Consider the following 16,039-nt stretch of genomic DNA (forward strand, 5'->3'; position numbering starts at 1 on the left):
GCGCCGGGTCGCCAAAGCGGATGGACTCAGTTGGCAACGGAAAACAATCATAATGAAGCGAAGGCCCGTTTGTCCAGACTTTTGCTGAGAAAATGGGTTGGTTGGAGAGGCCGGAGAGGGTAAGGGCAGCTCAAGTGGAAGAAAAGAGCCATTGGCCAGGGAAGCCATCTCCCTTCCAAAGTGTAATGGGCTGGGCAGGCAGTGGGCTGACCCAGGCTTGTGTAGATCACTATCGGAGATTGTTGCAGGCAGGAGCCGATCCGGGCCGGGTCTTATTTTTGGTGCGGAGTCAACGGCAAGCGGATGAGGTGCTGCGGCGCTTGCAGCAGTCCAGTTCGGGCTTGGTGGGGCCGTGGCGGATCGAGACGTTCTTGCAGCGGGTTGGGCGCTCTCTGGCCGATCATTGGCCGCAGGTGTGTGCCCGCCTTCCTCAGTTGCCTCCTCAGTTTGAGCCGATCCCCTTGGCCAAAGATCTCACTCAATTTCTCTGCGAACGAGCCTGCGCTTTGTGCCCTCGGCATGGGGAAGCCTTTGCCGGGGTCGGGCTCAAGGAGTTCCAGATCTGGGATCAGATCAGCAGTGCTGCTTATATTGCGGGGGCTTCGGGTTTGCCGGCAGAGGTGGTGGGATCCCGGCTGGCCCGGGCTTGGCCCGAGGAGGCAGATCCGCGGCGGGCAGAGGCTTTGCAGGCAATGGGCTGCTGTGTGGGTCGGCTGTGGGAGGCAGCGCTTCGGTTGGGATCCCTGGATTTTGGCCTGCAAATTCGGCTGTTTGGCGAGCACATCCTGCCGCTGGCGGAGTTTTGGCAAGAGTGGGATCACCTGATTGTGGATCAGGCGGAAGACAGTTGTGCCGTGGCGCTGGAGTTTTACCGGCAGGGGCAATCCCATCTGCAAAGTCAATTTTTCAGCTACACCCTTGGTGGTGGGGTTTCCTTGACCGGGATCCCAGAGGCAGTAGCTGACTTCTTGATGGCAAAAACGCAGGTTCGGTTTCTGGAGGGGAGCCATCGCGCTTCAGCAGGCATGATCCGCTTAGGGGTGCAGATTGCGCGGGTGTTGGATCCCCAGTTTTCCCATCCGCTGCCCGAGCCGCAGGGGGGAGGACTGCCGCTGGTGCAAACGCTGGAGGAAGAGACCCAGTTTGCGGCAGTGGAGGTGATGGTTGCCCAAATTCGCCGGCTTTTGGGGGCCGGGATCCCGGCCCATCGCATTGCTGTTTTGCTGCCCCGTATGGATGTGGGGGTGAGCCTGAGCTTGCAGGAGCAGTTGTCGGAAGTGCCGGTTTTGTCGATTGCCCCCTTCCCGGCGTTGATCCGCTATCCCTTGGTGCGGGCGGTGCTGACGGCAGCAGAATTGGCCCATCCCGAGTGGGGTGCTTTTCCCACTTTGCCGGCTTGGCGGCTGATGTTGAGCTGGGTGCTGGGGCTGGATCCCATCCGGGCAGCTCTGTTGGCCGAAGATACCTGGGATCCGGTGGGGCGTTCTCTGCGTCCCCGAACGGCAGTACGGCAGCCAGAGCGGGTGGGGTTTGCCAACCTGGAGCGCTACCAGCGACTGTTCGATTGGCTGCGCGGCTATCATCCCGGCCCTTCATTGGCCGCTTTCTTCCAGCAGTTTTTTGCCGATCACTTAGCCCCGGCGATTGCTTCCTCTCAGGATCAAGAGCTGCTGCGCGTGTTGATGGAAGCGGCACGGCGGTTTCGCCAGGCCTTCCCCGCCGAAGGGGATCCCGCCTTTTTGGCCATGATCCGCTCGGGACAGACCCCCAGCAGCAGCCGCTTCGAGCCCGACTATTCCCGTTACTTGGTAGTTGCAACTCCGGGGGCCTACATCACTCGGGGTTTGGAGGCGGATTACCAATTTTGGTTTGATATCACCAACCCCAGCTGGTCCCGCTCCCTCTGGCATGTGCTCTACAACAGCCGTGTGCTGACGCCGGAATGGGACGGGGAGGTTTTCGATGCGGCGCGGGATTTACAGGCGCGTCAACAGATTTTGGCCCGCACGCTGCTGAACCTCTGTTGCCGCACTCAGAAGGGGCTGTGGCTGGTGCGCTCCAATTTTAATTATCGCGGCGAGGAGAACACCAGTATTCTGGACTACCTGATTTTGAAGGGGTTGAAGGCCATGGCAACCGCCGGCTAAGGGAGAGCCTATCCTGAAAGGGTGCTGGCAACTCAGGCCTCCAAGAAATCGGGGGATGCACTGCAGGAATGGTCAAAGGCAAGGGTTTTAGAAGAGCGGCGCAGCCGCCCCTCTTATTGTGGGGGTAGGAGTCGGCGGCAAAGTGTCTTAATCTTGTTTGAAACAACGATAAAGCAATACAGCAGAGCCTTTCCAAGAAATGGCTGGCCGGGATCCCTCTCAGGCAGGGGTAAGACTGATGACCTTGGGTGGCGCAGAGGGCCGGCGTCTCAAGCCGGCTGGAAACGGCTGTGGGCATTCCCTCTGTCTTCCAACACAGTCGAGTATCGAGTAGAGTGGGGGCGCCTGCTTTGATTTGGATTGGGTTTTATGAATCCAGCTACCCCTCCTGCTGCGCCCTCGTCCCGCCGCTTTCCCCTTCGTCCCGTAGCAATGGTGGCCCTCACTGCCGGCTTCTTGGCGGGGTTAGGAGCGGGGGGCTATGCCTTACTGCAGCGGCTACGGCTGCAGATGCACCGGGATCTGATCTTCTATCGGTACACCGTCTTTTCTGAGTTTGGCTATGGAGGCTCGCCAGCGTTCGATCCCGGCCAAAGTGATCGCTGGTTTCCTCTTACCTATCCGGTGTTGGCCCGCTGGGGGGGATCCGCCGACCCGAGCCGCCGCAGCTACGCCTTCTACACCTTGCAAAGCCATGGCCTGCCCTACAGCCGTTGGTGGTTGGAGGATCGGCTGCGGCAAAATTCGGCTCAGCCACTGAGTCTTTAAGCGTACCGCAGCTTTGCAGCTTTATAGCCTCTTCACAGAGCCTTCATGAAAGGCAAATAGGGGTATTCTTGGACGAGAGCTGTCTTGCGAGATCCAGGGAGAAAGGCTTTATCTCCCCTTTGTCTCGGCGGATCTGGACTAGCTTGGGTTGAGTTTCCTTGGGCTGCCATGGGCTGATGGATCCTGCCACCTTTCTGGAGCACTATGGGTTTGAGCTGGAAGGTCAACCCAGCCAGGTTTGGGTGGAGCGCTGGGGCCAGTCGTTCCCGGCCCGTTGGATCCCGGCAGCCTTGCTAGAAGCCCTCTACCAGGGGCGGTACAAGGCCGCCTCTGTGGAGCAGCTTCTCCGCCTTTGGCAGCGTCGCGGCTCTCCTCATCTTACCTTTCCCCCAGAAATCGGCCAGTTCCTTTGGCAGGAGCAGCAGGAGCGGATCCGCTCTTTGGCTGCGGCTGCCTTTGCCTGTTCTCCTCTGCCGCCGGTACCCCCCGCGGGATCCCTGTTTTCCCGAGAACCGGCCATATCTCTAAACTTGTTGTTGGAGCAGTTGCAGGAGCTTCCCCCCAAGCTGCGCCGCCTGCTTGCCCAGTCCCCTCCTCCCCAACTCGCCCGTGCTGGTGGGGCAGAGTCCTCAGGGATCCTAGAGCTCCAGCAGACGGTCGTTGACCCTCCAACTCCTGCCGAGCCCCCTCAGGGACAGTCTTGATGGGCTTGCCACTCTCTTTCCTCAGGGATCCTGGCCATGAACTTTCCCCTCGATTGCGACAGCGGTGCGGAGCACATTTTTGCCGCCTTGCCCTGTGGGGTGATCACCGTCAGCGACACGCGCACCCCTGAAACCGATCACAGCGGCCAGTTTATCTGCACAGCCCTCCAGGAATCCGGCCACCGGGTGGAGAGGTATTGCATTCTCCGAGATGAACCGCAGCTCATTCGAGAGCAGGTTCAGGATTGGGCCGGATCCCTGCCGGTGATCTTGTTGAATGGCGGCACAGGCATCGCCCCCCGCGACACCACCTATGACGCCATTGAGGCTCTCTTAGAGAAAACCTTGCCCGGTTTTGGGGAGATCTTCCGTCAGCTCAGCTACGCCCAGGTCGGCAGTCGGGCCATCGCCTCTCGGGCCATCGCCGGGATCCACGGAAAGTGCTTGATCTTTTCCATGCCTGGCTCCCCAGCAGCCGTGCAACTGGCTATGCGCAGCCTGATCCTGCCGGAGCTACCCCACCTGGTCAAGCAGCTTCACCAGGGCAAACATTGAGGGAGCAGACCGTCCCCCCCCTAGGCCAGGATGGCAGTCGCCTTGGCGAGAGCCTCCTCCCGCAGCAGAGCAGCTTTGTCGGTGCGCTCCCAGGGCAGATCCAGATGGGTTTGCCCAAAGTGCCCATAGACCGCTACGTCTTGGTAGAAGCGCCCTCCCCGTTGGCGAGGCAACTCCCGCAGTTGGAACTGAGCCAAAATGGCTGCCGGCCTCAGATCGAAGTGGCGCTGCACCAGCCGCAACAGCTCTTCGTCGGGGATGCGCCCTGTGCCAAAGGTTTCCACCAAAATGTTGATGGGGCGGGCTACCCCAATGGCGTAGCTCACCTGCACTTCACATTTTTGCGCCAAGCCAGCTGCCACGATGTTCTTGGCCACGTAACGAGCCGCATAGGCAGCGCTGCGATCCACCTTGGTGGGATCCTTGCCGGAGAAGGCCCCGCCCCCATGGCGAGAATAGCCGCCGTAGGTATCGACGATGATCTTGCGTCCGGTCAGGCCCGCATCTCCCTGAGGGCCGCCGATGACAAACTTGCCGGTGGGATTGGTGAGGAAGCGGGTGTGGCTATCCGGCTTGATGGGCAGCTCGGCAAACACCGGCGTGACCACCGCCTCCCAGAGATCGGCGCGGATCCGCTCTTGTACCGCTGCCTCTTCCGTAAGGGTGCCAATCGTGGGCGTGTGCTGGGTAGAGATGAGCAGGGTGTGAATGCCCACCGGGCGACCCTCCTCATAGGCTACAGTCACCTGCGTTTTGCCATCCGGGCGCAGATAGGGCAGGGTGCCGTTTTTGCGAACCGTGGCCAACTGGCGGCTGAGGCGGTGGGCCAAGCTAATGGGCAAGGGCATCAACTCGGGAGTTTCATCGCAGGCAAAGCCAAACATCAACCCCTGATCCCCGGCCCCGACCAAGTCGAATTGATCTTCCTGGGAGCCGCGACTTTCCAGGGCCACATTCACCCCTTGGGCAATATCGGGAGATTGCTCATCGAAAGCCACCAACACCGCGCAGCTTTCTGCACAAAACCCATTCTTGGCATCGGTATAGCCAATTTCGGCCACCTTGTCCCGCACCAGACGGGTGAAGTTGACCTGCGCTTGCGAGGTGATCTCCCCGGTCAACAAAACCAGGCCCGTATTGACCACCACCTCGGCGGCCACCCGACTGAGGGGATCCGCCGTCAAGAGGGCATCCACGATGGCATCGGAGATCTGATCGCAGATTTTGTCGGGGTGCCCCTCCGTCACCGACTCCGAGGAAAACAAAAACGACTTGGACAACGAACCTTCTCCTTAAAAGCTAGAACTGAGAACCTGAACAAAAAACAAGGCTCACCCGCTCGTTCATCATCCGTGGGAGAGAGAGTCGGCCAGGGATCTCTAGGTGCTCCCCATCGCCAACGCAACCAGCCCCAACCCAGCCAGGGAAAAGGCCCAGCAAACAGCAGGTGACCCAAACCGCTGACGCGACCAGCGCCCTCGCGAAAGCCTTGCCCCACTGCCGCGACCAGAGCTATGGGAGCCGCTAAAGGATAAAGTCGCCAGATAAATTCCCTCAGCAAAGAGGGCTATCCTCTAGAGAAAACTTTATTGCCTTTATCTTTCGGTTACTGACTAACCGCAGGAATTGGCACCGTAGCGGAGGCTTCCGCCGGGTTGCCGCAGCTTCATTGGGCCTGATCCCTCAGTCTGCTCTGGATAAAGAACGGAACTTGTCCCTATAGTACCCCCAACCTTGATCCATTTGTCAAAAAAATGAGCTGTGGGCGGCCTCAGCCAAACAGACCCTGCCACCAGTCTGTCCCCTGAGCGGCTTTGAGAAAGAATGCGCCGGCCAAGCCCAGGGGGGAGAGAACGCCGAGAAAGCCAACTGTCCCCAATCCCCAAGCCAAGCGGTGCAGATGCTTTTTGTCGGCAGGATTTGGCGTCGTTTCGGCTGAGATGGCCAACAGGGATCCCAAGGCTGCCAATAGGGATCCCCCCAGACCTGCAAAGTAGCTGGGCGCTAGCCACGGTTGCAACTCGGCGGCAGATACGACTTGGATGCGGGGCAAGACTTGAAAACACCCTATTGCCAGCACTGCCCAGATGAAGCAGTACATTAGCAGGCTATCTCGGAAAGCAGCAGCCGGTTCTCTCATGATCCCAGCCAATGCAACCAGATGAGGGATTAGGATGGGGGCGGTCTGCTGTGGGGGAACTTGAGTTTGCCCTAACAGTCGCGTCAGCGGTGCAGTTCCCCTGCCGTAGGCACAGCACCTTCCCCTCAGCTTGTGTGGCGAATCTCAATTTTTTTTATGATTATGGCCCAACCCGCCCTGTCTGGCTGGCCTGCACCGGCTTCGGGATCCCAGCCCCTGCCCCCCTCGACAACAGAACTTGAGGCTGCTTGCGATAGCTCACCGGGCACAGAGGCTGACCCAAACTGGCGGCATCGCCAAAGAATGCAAAAACGCCAGCAGATCCAGCGGCAGCGTCTGTCGGGCATGCGAGATGACAAGGGCTTGATCATCGTGCACACGGGGCAGGGCAAGGGAAAGACCACGGCTGCCTTTGGCATGATCTTCCGCGCCCTCGGCCAGGGATTGTCGGTGGGGGTGGTGCAATTTATCAAGGGGGCCTGGGATCCAGGAGAAGCCAAGCTATTGCGGAAATTGGCCGAGCATCCAGAGCTGGGCCTGGGGAAAATAGCTTTTTACGCCATGGGAGAGGGCTTTACCTGGGAAACCCAGGATCGGGAGCGAGACATCGCCCATGCACAGGCGGCCTGGGAAAAGGGGCGGGAGCTGTTCACCAGCGGGGAGTTTCAGTTGGTGCTTCTGGATGAGATCAATGTCGCCCTCAAGTTGGGATATCTCTCGCCGGACAGGGTGTTGGCCGGGCTAGCGGAGAAACCGGAGCGGGTTCACCTGATCTTGACGGGGCGGGGCGCGCCGGCAGCGTTGATCGACCGAGCCGATCTGGTGACGGAGATGACTTTGGTCAAGCATCCCTTCCGCGACCAGGGGATCAAGGCGCAAATCGGCATCGAGTTCTAACCCTTGGGCAGGAAAGATGGCCATTCTGCTGGCGGCAGCGGCAAGCGGCAGCGGCAAAACCACCATCACTCTGGCTCTGTTGGCCGCTCTGAGACGGCGGGGCCTGCGCATCCAACCGTTCAAGGTGGGGCCGGATTACATCGATCCTCTGTTTCACACAGCGGTGAGCGGGATCCCCTGTCGCAATTTGGATCCCTTCTTGACCGACGAGGACTTTGTGCAGCGCTGCTTTCGCCACCATTGCCAGGGCAAGGATGGAGCCATTGTGGAGGGGGTAATGGGCCTCTTCGATGGACGAGCGCCGGGATCCCTGCCCCTCCCCGAGGGCGGAACGGAGCCTTTTTTTGCCAGCAGCGCCCATGTGGCCCGCCTGCTCGGGATCCCTGTGGTGCTGGTGATCGATGGCAGTGGCATGGGAACGACGGTGGCCGCTTTGCTCTACGGCTTGAGCCGCTGGGATCCCCGCCTCTCCATTGCCGGGGTGATCTTCAACCGGGTGGCCTCGGAGCGGCATGGACAAATCTTGCAGCAGGCGGCGGCTGCAGTGGGGATCCCGGTCTTGGGCCAGTTTCCCCGGCGGGAGGATTTGCGGTTGCCCAGCCGACACCTGGGGTTGGTGCCTGTCTCAGAACTGGATCACTTCCCCCACTGGCAAGCTGCCTGGGCCGAGCTGGCGGAGCAACACGTCAATTGGGATGGCCTATTGCCCCTGATTCGGACGCTTCCTCCGGCGGTGGGAGAGCTGTGGCCGTCCCGCTGCTGCGAACAGGTACGGGTGGCGGTGGCCCAAGACCACGCCTTTAACTTCTACTACGCCGACAACTTGGATCTGTTGCGGGCCTGTGGAGCCGAGCTGCTGGAGTATTCCCCCCTCCAGGTGGGGCTATGGCCACCGGAGCCCTGCGACGGCGTGCTGCTGGGGGGAGGGTTCCCGGAATTGTTTGCAGCACCTCTATCTGAGAGAATTAACCAACAACCTCCCCCGCCCACCCACCCACCCCTCTACGCCGAGTGCGGCGGACTGATGGTGCTGGGCCAATCCCTTACCGATTTTCAGGGAAAGACCTACCCGATGGCCGGGCTGTTGCCCATCACAGTAGACATGGCCAACCGGCTGTGTTTGGGCTACCGCGAAGCTGCGGTTTTGCGCCCAACCCTGCTGGCCCCAGCCGGGGATCGCCTGCGCGGGCATGAATTTCACCGCTCCCGCAGCACCCCCATCTCCCCCAGCCCAATCTACAGCTGGGGATCCCCCGCCCAGCTTCAACAGGAAGGATGGGCCACCGAGCGCCTTCACGCTTCGTACCTGCATCTGCACTGGGGATCCCGTCCTGATTTGGCCCTGAGATTATTACAGAACTTCTTAAGAATCTCGAAAGGGGATCCCTAAAAAACCGTGCCATCGCTGAGCAGTTGGATGGGAGGAGAAGCATCTGGCCTGAGCTGGGCAGCGATTTGCCGCCCTGCCGTCCAGGTTCCCCCTTGCAGTATCTTCACCAGGGGCAACTCTTGGGCAGAGCAGCCAAGCCTTTCCCGGATTAAGGAGGCAACTTGATCCAGCAAAATCACCGTCAGGGCCCGCCACTCCACAATCACCGTCGAATCTGGGGGATGCGGTTGCTGCCCAATCTCCGGCTGCTTGAGCTGGATCACCCCCAAATCCACAAACAGCCCCCCGTTGCGATACTCCGCCAAACCCGTCAGCTCATCCAAACCCCCGATTGGGATCCCCTCCTGCTGCAACGGCTCCAGCAGGGAATAGGTCATCCATTGGGACAACTTGTGAAAAGGCACCCAATGGCTCCCCGGCTCCGTTTGGGGCAGGTGGGGATAGGGCCAGACATCCCCCAGAGGGATCCCGGCCAGCGAGACTCGCCCAGGCCAAATGGAGCTAAACCCCCTCTGAACCGCCTGTAAGACCTGTGCTGCCTCGATCCCACCGCTGGGATCCTCAGGCTGGATGGCGTCCCACAACCGGCCTGGACGAGGAAGATTGTGACCAGATCCAAAGTATTGAGGTTGAGCCCGCAAAGTTTGTGCCAACCTTTGCAGCAGTTGCCAGCGCCCCTCCAGTCCCAGTAAAGGATTTTCCGGCCCCACCTGGAAAGCTGCTGCCAAATCCGCCAAGGTGATCCGCTCCAGGCCCGCCGCATCCACCTGCAGAGGCTGCTGGGGATCGCTGGAAAACCCACCTTGCCAGAACCAGTCGAAACTGGCCAAGGCCAAACCTTCGGAACGACCCACCACCGTCTGACTTTCTGGATCCCAGTACTTCCAGGCAGAGCCTGCGCCTGCGTCCAGCAACACGCTGACGATGGCCAGATCCCACTTGCATCGCAGCCGCTCCAGCGGATCCATGTCTTTAAGTCGATTTTCCAAACGGGCTAGGCGCTCCCCGGATCCCACCTGAAAATGTTGCCAGCGGCTGTGGAAGGGAATTTCCCCGTTGGGATAATGGGCCCGCATTGTGGTGATCACATAGTCGGCTACGGATCCCAGCCGGTTCAGGTCGAGGCGAAAGTGCTCTGATTCATCGGCCAAAACCCTTTCAAATAGCAACTGACAGCGATCCCGAATGGCTTGGGGACTCTGCAAATAAGCCACTCGTTTCTCCAGATCAACAGGTGTCAGCATCAAGCCGTTCCTTCTCAATTGTCCATGCCGGGAGTTTTCTCAGCATAATCGGGCGGGAACCCACCTTGATCTGCATTCGTCTGCAAGCCTTGGCCCACTTGACACTCCCGCCGGTCTCTTGTCAAAAGACCGCGTCTTACTTCGCGATCGGTGAGACCCTTGCAAGAGAAAGCTTTGAGGCAACTGTCCTGCTGACACGAGCAGCCCTGAGCCATTTTGAGAAAAGACTGGGCCAAGCACTGGGTGAGGATCCCGATAGATAAGAGCATTGACTCGAGGTAAATTTTGATGTCCCTGTTAAGAGAAGTGTTGAATACTACATTTGACTGAAGTAGACTTCGCCTACTCTGTGGCCTTAACCACTTCCTTGAGGGGTTGTCGATTGTTATGATAGATGTAATCCTAGCCCTAAGCATAAATTACTAGTTAGGTCATTTGCAGCTAGGCTAAGCCCCAAAAGTGCCAATCCGTTAGGGAGGAGCGTGATGTTCACACGGTTGGCGGAACAATACCGCAGCTATGTTCAAGATCTGGTGATGAGTTTGCAGGCCCTGGCCATCGTTTTGGAGAAGCGGGGCTACCCAGCCTCTTGCTACACCTGTGGTACGTCTTTCGAGAGTGCCTCGTTTATGGTCAGTTTACGAGAGGGGCACCTAATCCGCTTTTTGGTTTCCGAATGCTCCATTAGCTGGACAGAAATGCGGGATGACCGGGAGCTTATGAAATTGGAAGGGGCAGAGGCGATTCGCCAACTGCAGGAGCTGGCAGAGCTTATCAAAGATGAGCTGTTGGTCGCCGCCACGCCGGCTGAAGCTCTGGTGGCCAGCACCTGATCCTGGCAGGCCCTAGGTCTGCTCAAACCCAAGCCGTAGCCGATTGGACAACTAAGCCTAACCTTCTAGGCCGCTGCTTTGGAGATTTTTCCCCTGTTGAGGAGTAAGGGTGGAATAGGGATCCCCCTCGACGGAGTGGCAGTTGGCTGGCTGCCCATGCCGCTTGTATGGGGATCCCGGATGACCCACTTTCCGGGTTTGTATGCTTATGGCCGTGAAGACTCTCCAGGCAGGGCGTCACTGCTGCCAGGGATCCCGTGTCGACAGCTTCATCTCTCCCCTGACTCTGACGCCTCTTAAACCCCTGTCCCCAAGACAATGCAACAACCGCCCCTGGGCCTGGAAGAAAGCCCTGAAGCAGACCTTATTCGTCTCTATACCCCCAAGGGGATTCGAACCCCTGTCGCATCCGTGAAAGGGATGTGTCCTAGGCCTCTAGACGATGGGGGCGCTCTCCGACAAGGCGATCCTAATCCTAAAGAAGGATAAGTAAGCTTGTCAACCTTTTAATCTGCATCCCCAGACCCACGCCCTGCCAAGTTCAGAATCAAGATCCCCAGCAAAGCCAGGCTCAGCAGGCTGGCAATCACGATCGGTTCATCTGGGATCACGTCCATCTTGGCTTCGCCTTCCCCCATCGTTAAAAAGCTACACCTCAGACCCGTTCCACATCCCAGAAGAAGAGGGATCCCGCCATAACCACCCCGTCTCTTTGCTGTTCTAGCCGGCTCACACCCCATCGAGCCCCGTACGGAGGCGGGCCGGTGAGTCGTCCTGAGCAAAGCATCCGTCCGGTGGCTTAGACTACACTAGTAAGGACTGACCCATCGTTTGGACTGGCATGATTCCCACCGTTATTGAGCAATCTGCGCGAGGCGAGCGCGCCTTTGACATTTACTCGCGTCTCTTGCGGGATCGGATCATTTTCTTGGGCACCCAGGTGGACGACGACATTGCTAACCTGATTGTGGCCCAGATGCTCTACTTGGAGTCCGAAGACCCTGAAAAAGACATCTACCTCTACATCAACTCCCCCGGCGGCTCTGTCTATGCTGGCATGGCCATTTACGACACCATGCAGCACATTCAGCCGGATGTCTCCACCATCTGCATTGGTTTGGCTGCTAGCATGGGAGCCTTTCTGCTGGCAGGGGGCACCAAAGGCAAGCGCATTGCCCTTCCCCACGCCCGCATCATGATCCACCAACCCCTTGGTGGAGCTCAGGGGCCAGCTACCGATATTGAAATTCAGGCCAAAGAGATCCTCTTCATCAAAAACAGCCTCAATAGCTTGCTGGCCTACCACACCGGTCAACCTCTAGAGCGCATCGAACGAGATACCGACCGCGACAACTTCATGACCCCAGAACAAGCCAAAGAGTACGGCCTTATCGACCAGGTGATCAGCAAGAGACCCCAGCCAACCCTGGCAGCCGTTTCTTGACCGTCCAGGCCCTGCGGGTGGGTTTGCTCTGCTCCCTCAAAGAAGGGAGCTTTTGGTTTTGGCCGGGGATCCCACCCGAAGGATATTAAGAAAGCCAAAGAAATCTGTATTCTCAGCGGGAAGCAGGGGGTCTTACTTTAATTAAACTAATCAAACTCATAAAGAAAGTAATGATCAGCCCATTATTGCGGATGGTAGCTTAGGATTAAACCTATATAGAGTTGTGTTTGCCGAGATTCTAGCTTAGGCGCTGTATAAATTCCTTTCCGCTGGGTTTGCAAATCCAGGGAGTCGAAGCTAGTGATTGAAGGCGCTCGAAAAGAAGGGTTTAGGGCTTCCATCCGCCGGGATGAAGAGTGTCTTAAAGCCCAACTTTGGCCTCATGGTTGTGGGGCGGTCTTATTCACGGAAACTCGGCGGTCTCGAGTTTTGGCCCTGAGTTTTTCCTCTTGGTTGCATCCGTGAAGGGCATTTTCTGGTTCTGTAATTCGTTCAGAGGGAGATCAACGTGGCCTACTCAGCAACCCAATCCAAAAGCGGCTATCAAGCCGGTGTGAAGGATTACCGACTCACCTATTACACTCCCGACTACACGCCTAAGGATACCGATGTCTTGGCCTGTTTCCGGGTTACTCCTCAGCCGGGTGTTCCTCCCGAAGAGGCCGGGGCGGCTGTGGCGGCTGAGTCTTCGACGGGCACCTGGACAACGGTATGGACAGATTTGCTGACCGACTTGGATCGGTACAAGGGCCGCTGCTATGACATCGAGCCGGTTCCCGGCGAAGACAACCAGTACTTCTGCTTCGTCGCCTATCCGCTGGATCTGTTCGAGGAAGGCTCGGTGACCAACATGCTCACCTCGATTGTGGGCAACGTTTTTGGCTTTAAGGCCCTAAAGGCGCTGCGGCTGGAAGATGTACGAATTCCGGTGGCCTACCTGAAAACCTTCCAAGGCCCTCCCCACGGCATTCAGGTGGAGCGGGATAAGTTGAATAAGTATGGCCGTCCGCTGCTGGGCTGCACCATCAAACCCAAGTTGGGCCTTTCTGCCAAAAATTACGGGCGGGCCGTGTATGAAGCTCTGCGGGGCGGCCTGGACTTCACCAAAGATGACGAAAACATTAACTCCCAGCCCTTCCAGCGCTGGCGGGATCGCTACTTGTTCGTGATGGAGGCTGTCCACAAGGCCCAAGCGGAAACCGGCGAGATCAAGGGCCACTATTTGAACGTGACAGCGCCCACCTGCGAAGAGATGTTCAAGCGGGCCGAGTTTGCCAAGGAGTTGGGCGCCCCTATCATCATGCACGACTACTTGACAGCTGGCTTCACTGCCAACACCAGCTTGGCCAAGTGGTGCCGGGATAACGGCATTCTGCTGCACATTCACCGGGCCATGCACGCGGTGATCGACCGGCAGAAGAACCATGGCATCCACTTCCGGGTGTTGGCCAAGTGTTTGCGCATGTCCGGTGGCGACCACCTGCACTCTGGGACGGTGGTGGGCAAGTTGGAAGGCGACCGCGCCATCACGATGGGCTTTGTGGATCTCATGCGGGAAAACTACGTAGAGGCCGATCGCTCCCGCGGCATTTTCTTCACCCAAGATTGGGCTTCCATGCCAGGGGTGATGCCAGTGGCTTCCGGTGGGATCCACGTTTGGCACATGCCGGCGCTGGTGGAAATCTTCGGCGACGACTCGGTGCTGCAGTTTGGCGGCGGAACCTTGGGACACCCCTGGGGCAATGCGCCGGGCGCAACCGCCAACCGGGTGGCCTTGGAGGCTTGTATCCAAGCTCGTAACGAAGGTCGAGACCTGGCCCGCGAAGGCAACGACATTATCCGGGAAGCAGCCAAGTGGTCACCAGAGCTGGCGGCTGCCTGCGAGCTGTGGAAGGAAATCAAGTTCGAGTTCAAGGCCGTCGACACCCTCTAGAGATCTGCTGGGGGCAAGGGATCCCTACGGTTCTCTTGCCCTGCTGGCCCCCTCCCTGGATCGGCAATGGATCTGAAACAGATCGCCAAAGACACCGCCAAGACCTTGATCAGCTACCTGACTTATCAGGCGATGCGCACGGTGCTGGCCCAACTGAGCGAAACAGATCCCCCCAGGGCCCTTTGGCTACAGCAGTTCTCCGCTCGGCAAAACCTTCAGGATGGAGAAGCCTACCTGCGGGCTTTGCTGGCTGAGCGTCCTGAGTTGGCCTATCGCATCATGACCGTTCGTGAACACATTGCTGCGGAGGTGGTCGATTACCTGCCGGAAATGGCCAAAGCCGGCATCCAGCAAGCCAACATGGAGCACCGCCGCAATCATCTGGAACGGATCACCTCAGCAACAGGATCCCTACCCGTTACCCACCCGGAAGCGGGATCCCCCCCACAAAACCCTAGGCTCGAAACGGAGTGACACCGATCATGCAAACCTTACCAAAAGAGCGCCGCTACGAAACCCTCTCCTATCTGCCGCCGCTGACGGATCTGCAGATCATCAAGCAGGTGCAGTACATCTTGGATCAGGGCTACATCCCGGCCATAGAGTTCAACGAATCTTCTGAACCGACGGTTCGCTATTGGACGCTGTGGAAGCTGCCCCTGTTCAGTGCCACTTCTCCCCAGGAGGTGCTCAGCGAAGTGCAGGCTTGCCGCAGCGCCTACCCCAACTGTTTCATTCGCGTGGTGGGGTTCGACAACATTAAGCAGTGCCAAGTGCTCAGCTTCCTGGTCTATAAGCCCAGCGGCCTGCGCTAAGGGAGCTCTGGTCAGCGAAAGGGGAGAGCTTCTCCCCTTTTGGTCAAGCCTCCTGGCTTGACTTCTTTGTATGGCCGTTCTCGGTGGCACGGCAATAGAGACCGTGGTTCGGTAATGGTCATGTACAACGTTGCCGTCAACGGGCAACCGGGGTTGGGAACCAGCCTCGTTGGTCTCGGATGTTGCAGCACTCCTTCAGAGACCTGCGGGTCTATGAAGCAACTGGGACAGAGGAAGGGACAAAAACCTCACTGTTAAGGGGATGGGGCACTAGAAACCCCATCTGCCTATACGGTGGGGTAGTTCATGGTGACCCTATTTCTAGGATCCGATGCCCATAAGGGATCCCAGCCCTACCGCCAGAAGAGCGGCCAGGGTTGTTTGAATACTGTTTACAACTTCGTTGGTCATCCAGGCCAAACGGGGTTGTAACACCACTCCCATCCAGCTTTCCGCCAGGGTGGCCAGGATCCCAGCCAGCCAGCAGATGCCCAACCAAAATGGGCTTTCCCCCACCCACTCCCCGCCAATCCCCCAGGCCAACCCGGCCATCCCTGCCGCTGCCGCCACCCCCGCCAGGGATCCCTCTAGGCTCACGGCTCCTTCTGTGCCCGCCGGCACGGACTGGAAGGTGGTGATCAAAAAGGTCTTGCGGCCATAGGCTTTCCCCACCTCGCTGCTGACGGTATCGGCCAATTTCGCTGCAAAGCTGGCGCTGTATCCCAACCACCACAGGGGATGCGGGAAGAAAGCGTATCCTAGCGCACATACTGCCCCGGTTAAAGCGGATCCCCAGACGTTCTCCGGCCCTCGCGCCCCCTCTCGCTTTTCGGCGATCCCCTGCGCCTGCTTGCGCCGGATCCCTAGCTTGGTTACGGCTGTCCCTATTAAAAAATAGGCGGCTACCACCGCGTAGCCCCGCCCGCCCAGCCCCCCCCACACCAGCAAGCCCAGCAGGCCCGCGTGGATGACCCCTGCTCGCGTCAGAGCTTTCTGAGGGCTCAGCAGACCCAGCACCACCAGAGCCAGGTTGAGCCAGAGTGCCACCCCCCACTGACTCAGAAGCCACGCCTGCCACATATACCCTTAAACTTTAGCCACAGCAATTTGGCCAGATAATTCTCAGCACAAGCACCAATATAGCAATCCGTGTTAAATCGCAAAAAAAT

General features: G+C 58.6%; 15 protein-coding genes, 1 tRNA gene and 1 riboswitch. Of the genes, 11 read left to right on the forward strand and 5 right to left on the reverse strand.

The window, feature by feature from the left end; genetic code table 11:
- Window positions 1–185: 185 nt before the first annotated feature.
- The 4 genes from ACVWXE_RS04775 to ACVWXE_RS04790 all read left to right on the forward strand — a co-directional run bounded on the left by ACVWXE_RS04775 (window position 186) and on the right by ACVWXE_RS04790 (window position 4,174).
- Window positions 186–2,147, forward strand: coding sequence for a hypothetical protein (locus tag ACVWXE_RS04775; protein WP_457489709.1), 1,962 nt, complete (start codon window positions 186–188; stop codon window positions 2,145–2,147).
- A gap of 369 nt (window positions 2,148–2,516) precedes the next feature.
- Window positions 2,517–2,915 (forward strand): hypothetical protein, encoded by a 399-nt coding sequence (locus ACVWXE_RS04780; RefSeq protein WP_457489710.1) that lies wholly within the window; start codon window positions 2,517–2,519, stop codon window positions 2,913–2,915.
- Between the two features lie 176 nt (window positions 2,916–3,091).
- Window positions 3,092–3,619, forward strand: a complete 528-nt coding sequence (locus tag ACVWXE_RS04785) for a hypothetical protein (protein ID WP_457489711.1) — start codon at window positions 3,092–3,094, stop codon at window positions 3,617–3,619.
- A 36-nt stretch (window positions 3,620–3,655) separates the two neighbouring features.
- Entirely contained in the window at window positions 3,656–4,174 is a 519-nt protein-coding gene (locus tag ACVWXE_RS04790) for a MogA/MoaB family molybdenum cofactor biosynthesis protein (RefSeq protein ID WP_414399829.1), read from the forward strand.
- Window positions 4,175–4,194: 20 nt separating this feature from the next.
- Here the strand turns inward: ACVWXE_RS04790 and metK are convergent, their stop codons facing one another.
- Together metK and ACVWXE_RS04800 are read right to left on the reverse strand one after the other, a co-directional pair.
- Window positions 4,195–5,454, reverse strand: coding sequence for a methionine adenosyltransferase (gene metK / locus ACVWXE_RS04795; protein ID WP_457489712.1), 1,260 nt, complete (start codon window positions 5,452–5,454; stop codon window positions 4,195–4,197).
- A 312-nt stretch (window positions 5,455–5,766) separates the two neighbouring features.
- A riboswitch (SAM riboswitch) is annotated at window positions 5,767–5,878 on the reverse strand.
- 67 nt (window positions 5,879–5,945) lie between these two features.
- Window positions 5,946–6,314, reverse strand: coding sequence for a hypothetical protein (locus tag ACVWXE_RS04800; RefSeq protein WP_011434147.1), 369 nt, complete (start codon window positions 6,312–6,314; stop codon window positions 5,946–5,948).
- A 132-nt stretch (window positions 6,315–6,446) separates the two neighbouring features.
- Here ACVWXE_RS04800 and cobO point away from each other — a divergent pair, with 132 nt between their 5' ends.
- Both cobO and ACVWXE_RS04810 read left to right on the forward strand, forming a co-directional pair.
- Window positions 6,447–7,211, forward strand: coding sequence for a cob(I)yrinic acid a,c-diamide adenosyltransferase (gene cobO / locus ACVWXE_RS04805; protein ID WP_457489713.1), 765 nt, complete (start codon window positions 6,447–6,449; stop codon window positions 7,209–7,211).
- A 16-nt stretch (window positions 7,212–7,227) separates the two neighbouring features.
- A complete protein-coding gene (locus tag ACVWXE_RS04810) occupies window positions 7,228–8,601 on the forward strand; it encodes a cobyrinate a,c-diamide synthase (protein ID WP_457489714.1) in 1,374 nt (457 codons plus the stop codon).
- Here ACVWXE_RS04810 and ACVWXE_RS04815 read toward each other — a convergent pair.
- Window positions 8,598–9,845 carry a URC4/urg3 family protein gene (locus tag ACVWXE_RS04815; protein WP_457489715.1) on the reverse strand — a complete coding sequence of 416 codons (1,248 nt, stop codon included), beginning with the start codon at window positions 9,843–9,845 and terminating at the stop codon, window positions 8,598–8,600. The genes ACVWXE_RS04810 and ACVWXE_RS04815 overlap by 4 nt on opposite strands.
- A 485-nt stretch (window positions 9,846–10,330) precedes the next feature.
- On the opposite strand from ACVWXE_RS04815, the gene ACVWXE_RS04820 reads away from it, so the two are divergent.
- Window positions 10,331–10,678: a DUF1815 family protein gene (locus tag ACVWXE_RS04820; protein WP_011434143.1), complete on the forward strand. Its 348-nt coding sequence runs from the start codon at window positions 10,331–10,333 to the stop codon at window positions 10,676–10,678.
- A gap of 377 nt (window positions 10,679–11,055) precedes the next feature.
- Here the strand turns inward: ACVWXE_RS04820 and ACVWXE_RS04825 are convergent.
- Window positions 11,056–11,128: transfer RNA gene (locus ACVWXE_RS04825), tRNA-Glu, on the reverse strand.
- A gap of 391 nt (window positions 11,129–11,519) precedes the next feature.
- On the opposite strand from ACVWXE_RS04825, the gene clpP reads away from it, so the two are divergent.
- The 4 genes from clpP (at window position 11,520) to ACVWXE_RS04845 (ending at window position 14,870) form a co-directional block, all read left to right on the forward strand.
- Window positions 11,520–12,122, forward strand: a complete 603-nt coding sequence (gene clpP / locus ACVWXE_RS04830; protein WP_011434140.1) for an ATP-dependent Clp endopeptidase proteolytic subunit ClpP — start codon at window positions 11,520–11,522, stop codon at window positions 12,120–12,122.
- Window positions 12,123–12,630: 508 nt separating this feature from the next.
- Window positions 12,631–14,055, forward strand: a complete 1,425-nt coding sequence (locus ACVWXE_RS04835; RefSeq protein ID WP_011434138.1) for a form I ribulose bisphosphate carboxylase large subunit — start codon at window positions 12,631–12,633, stop codon at window positions 14,053–14,055.
- 66 nt (window positions 14,056–14,121) lie between these two features.
- A complete protein-coding gene (gene rcbX, locus ACVWXE_RS04840; RefSeq protein ID WP_011434137.1) occupies window positions 14,122–14,529 on the forward strand; it encodes a RuBisCO chaperone RbcX in 408 nt (135 codons plus the stop codon).
- 8 nt (window positions 14,530–14,537) lie between these two features.
- Window positions 14,538–14,870, forward strand: a complete 333-nt coding sequence (locus tag ACVWXE_RS04845; RefSeq protein ID WP_011434136.1) for a ribulose bisphosphate carboxylase small subunit — start codon at window positions 14,538–14,540, stop codon at window positions 14,868–14,870.
- Between the two features lie 321 nt (window positions 14,871–15,191).
- Here ACVWXE_RS04845 and ACVWXE_RS04850 read toward each other — a convergent pair whose 3' ends face one another.
- Window positions 15,192–15,950 (reverse strand): TIGR00297 family protein, encoded by a 759-nt coding sequence (locus tag ACVWXE_RS04850; protein ID WP_414389982.1) that lies wholly within the window; start codon window positions 15,948–15,950, stop codon window positions 15,192–15,194.
- Between the last annotated feature and the right edge of the window lie 89 nt (window positions 15,951–16,039).

The sequence above is a fragment of the Thermostichus sp. MS-CIW-41 genome, assembly GCF_054058915.1.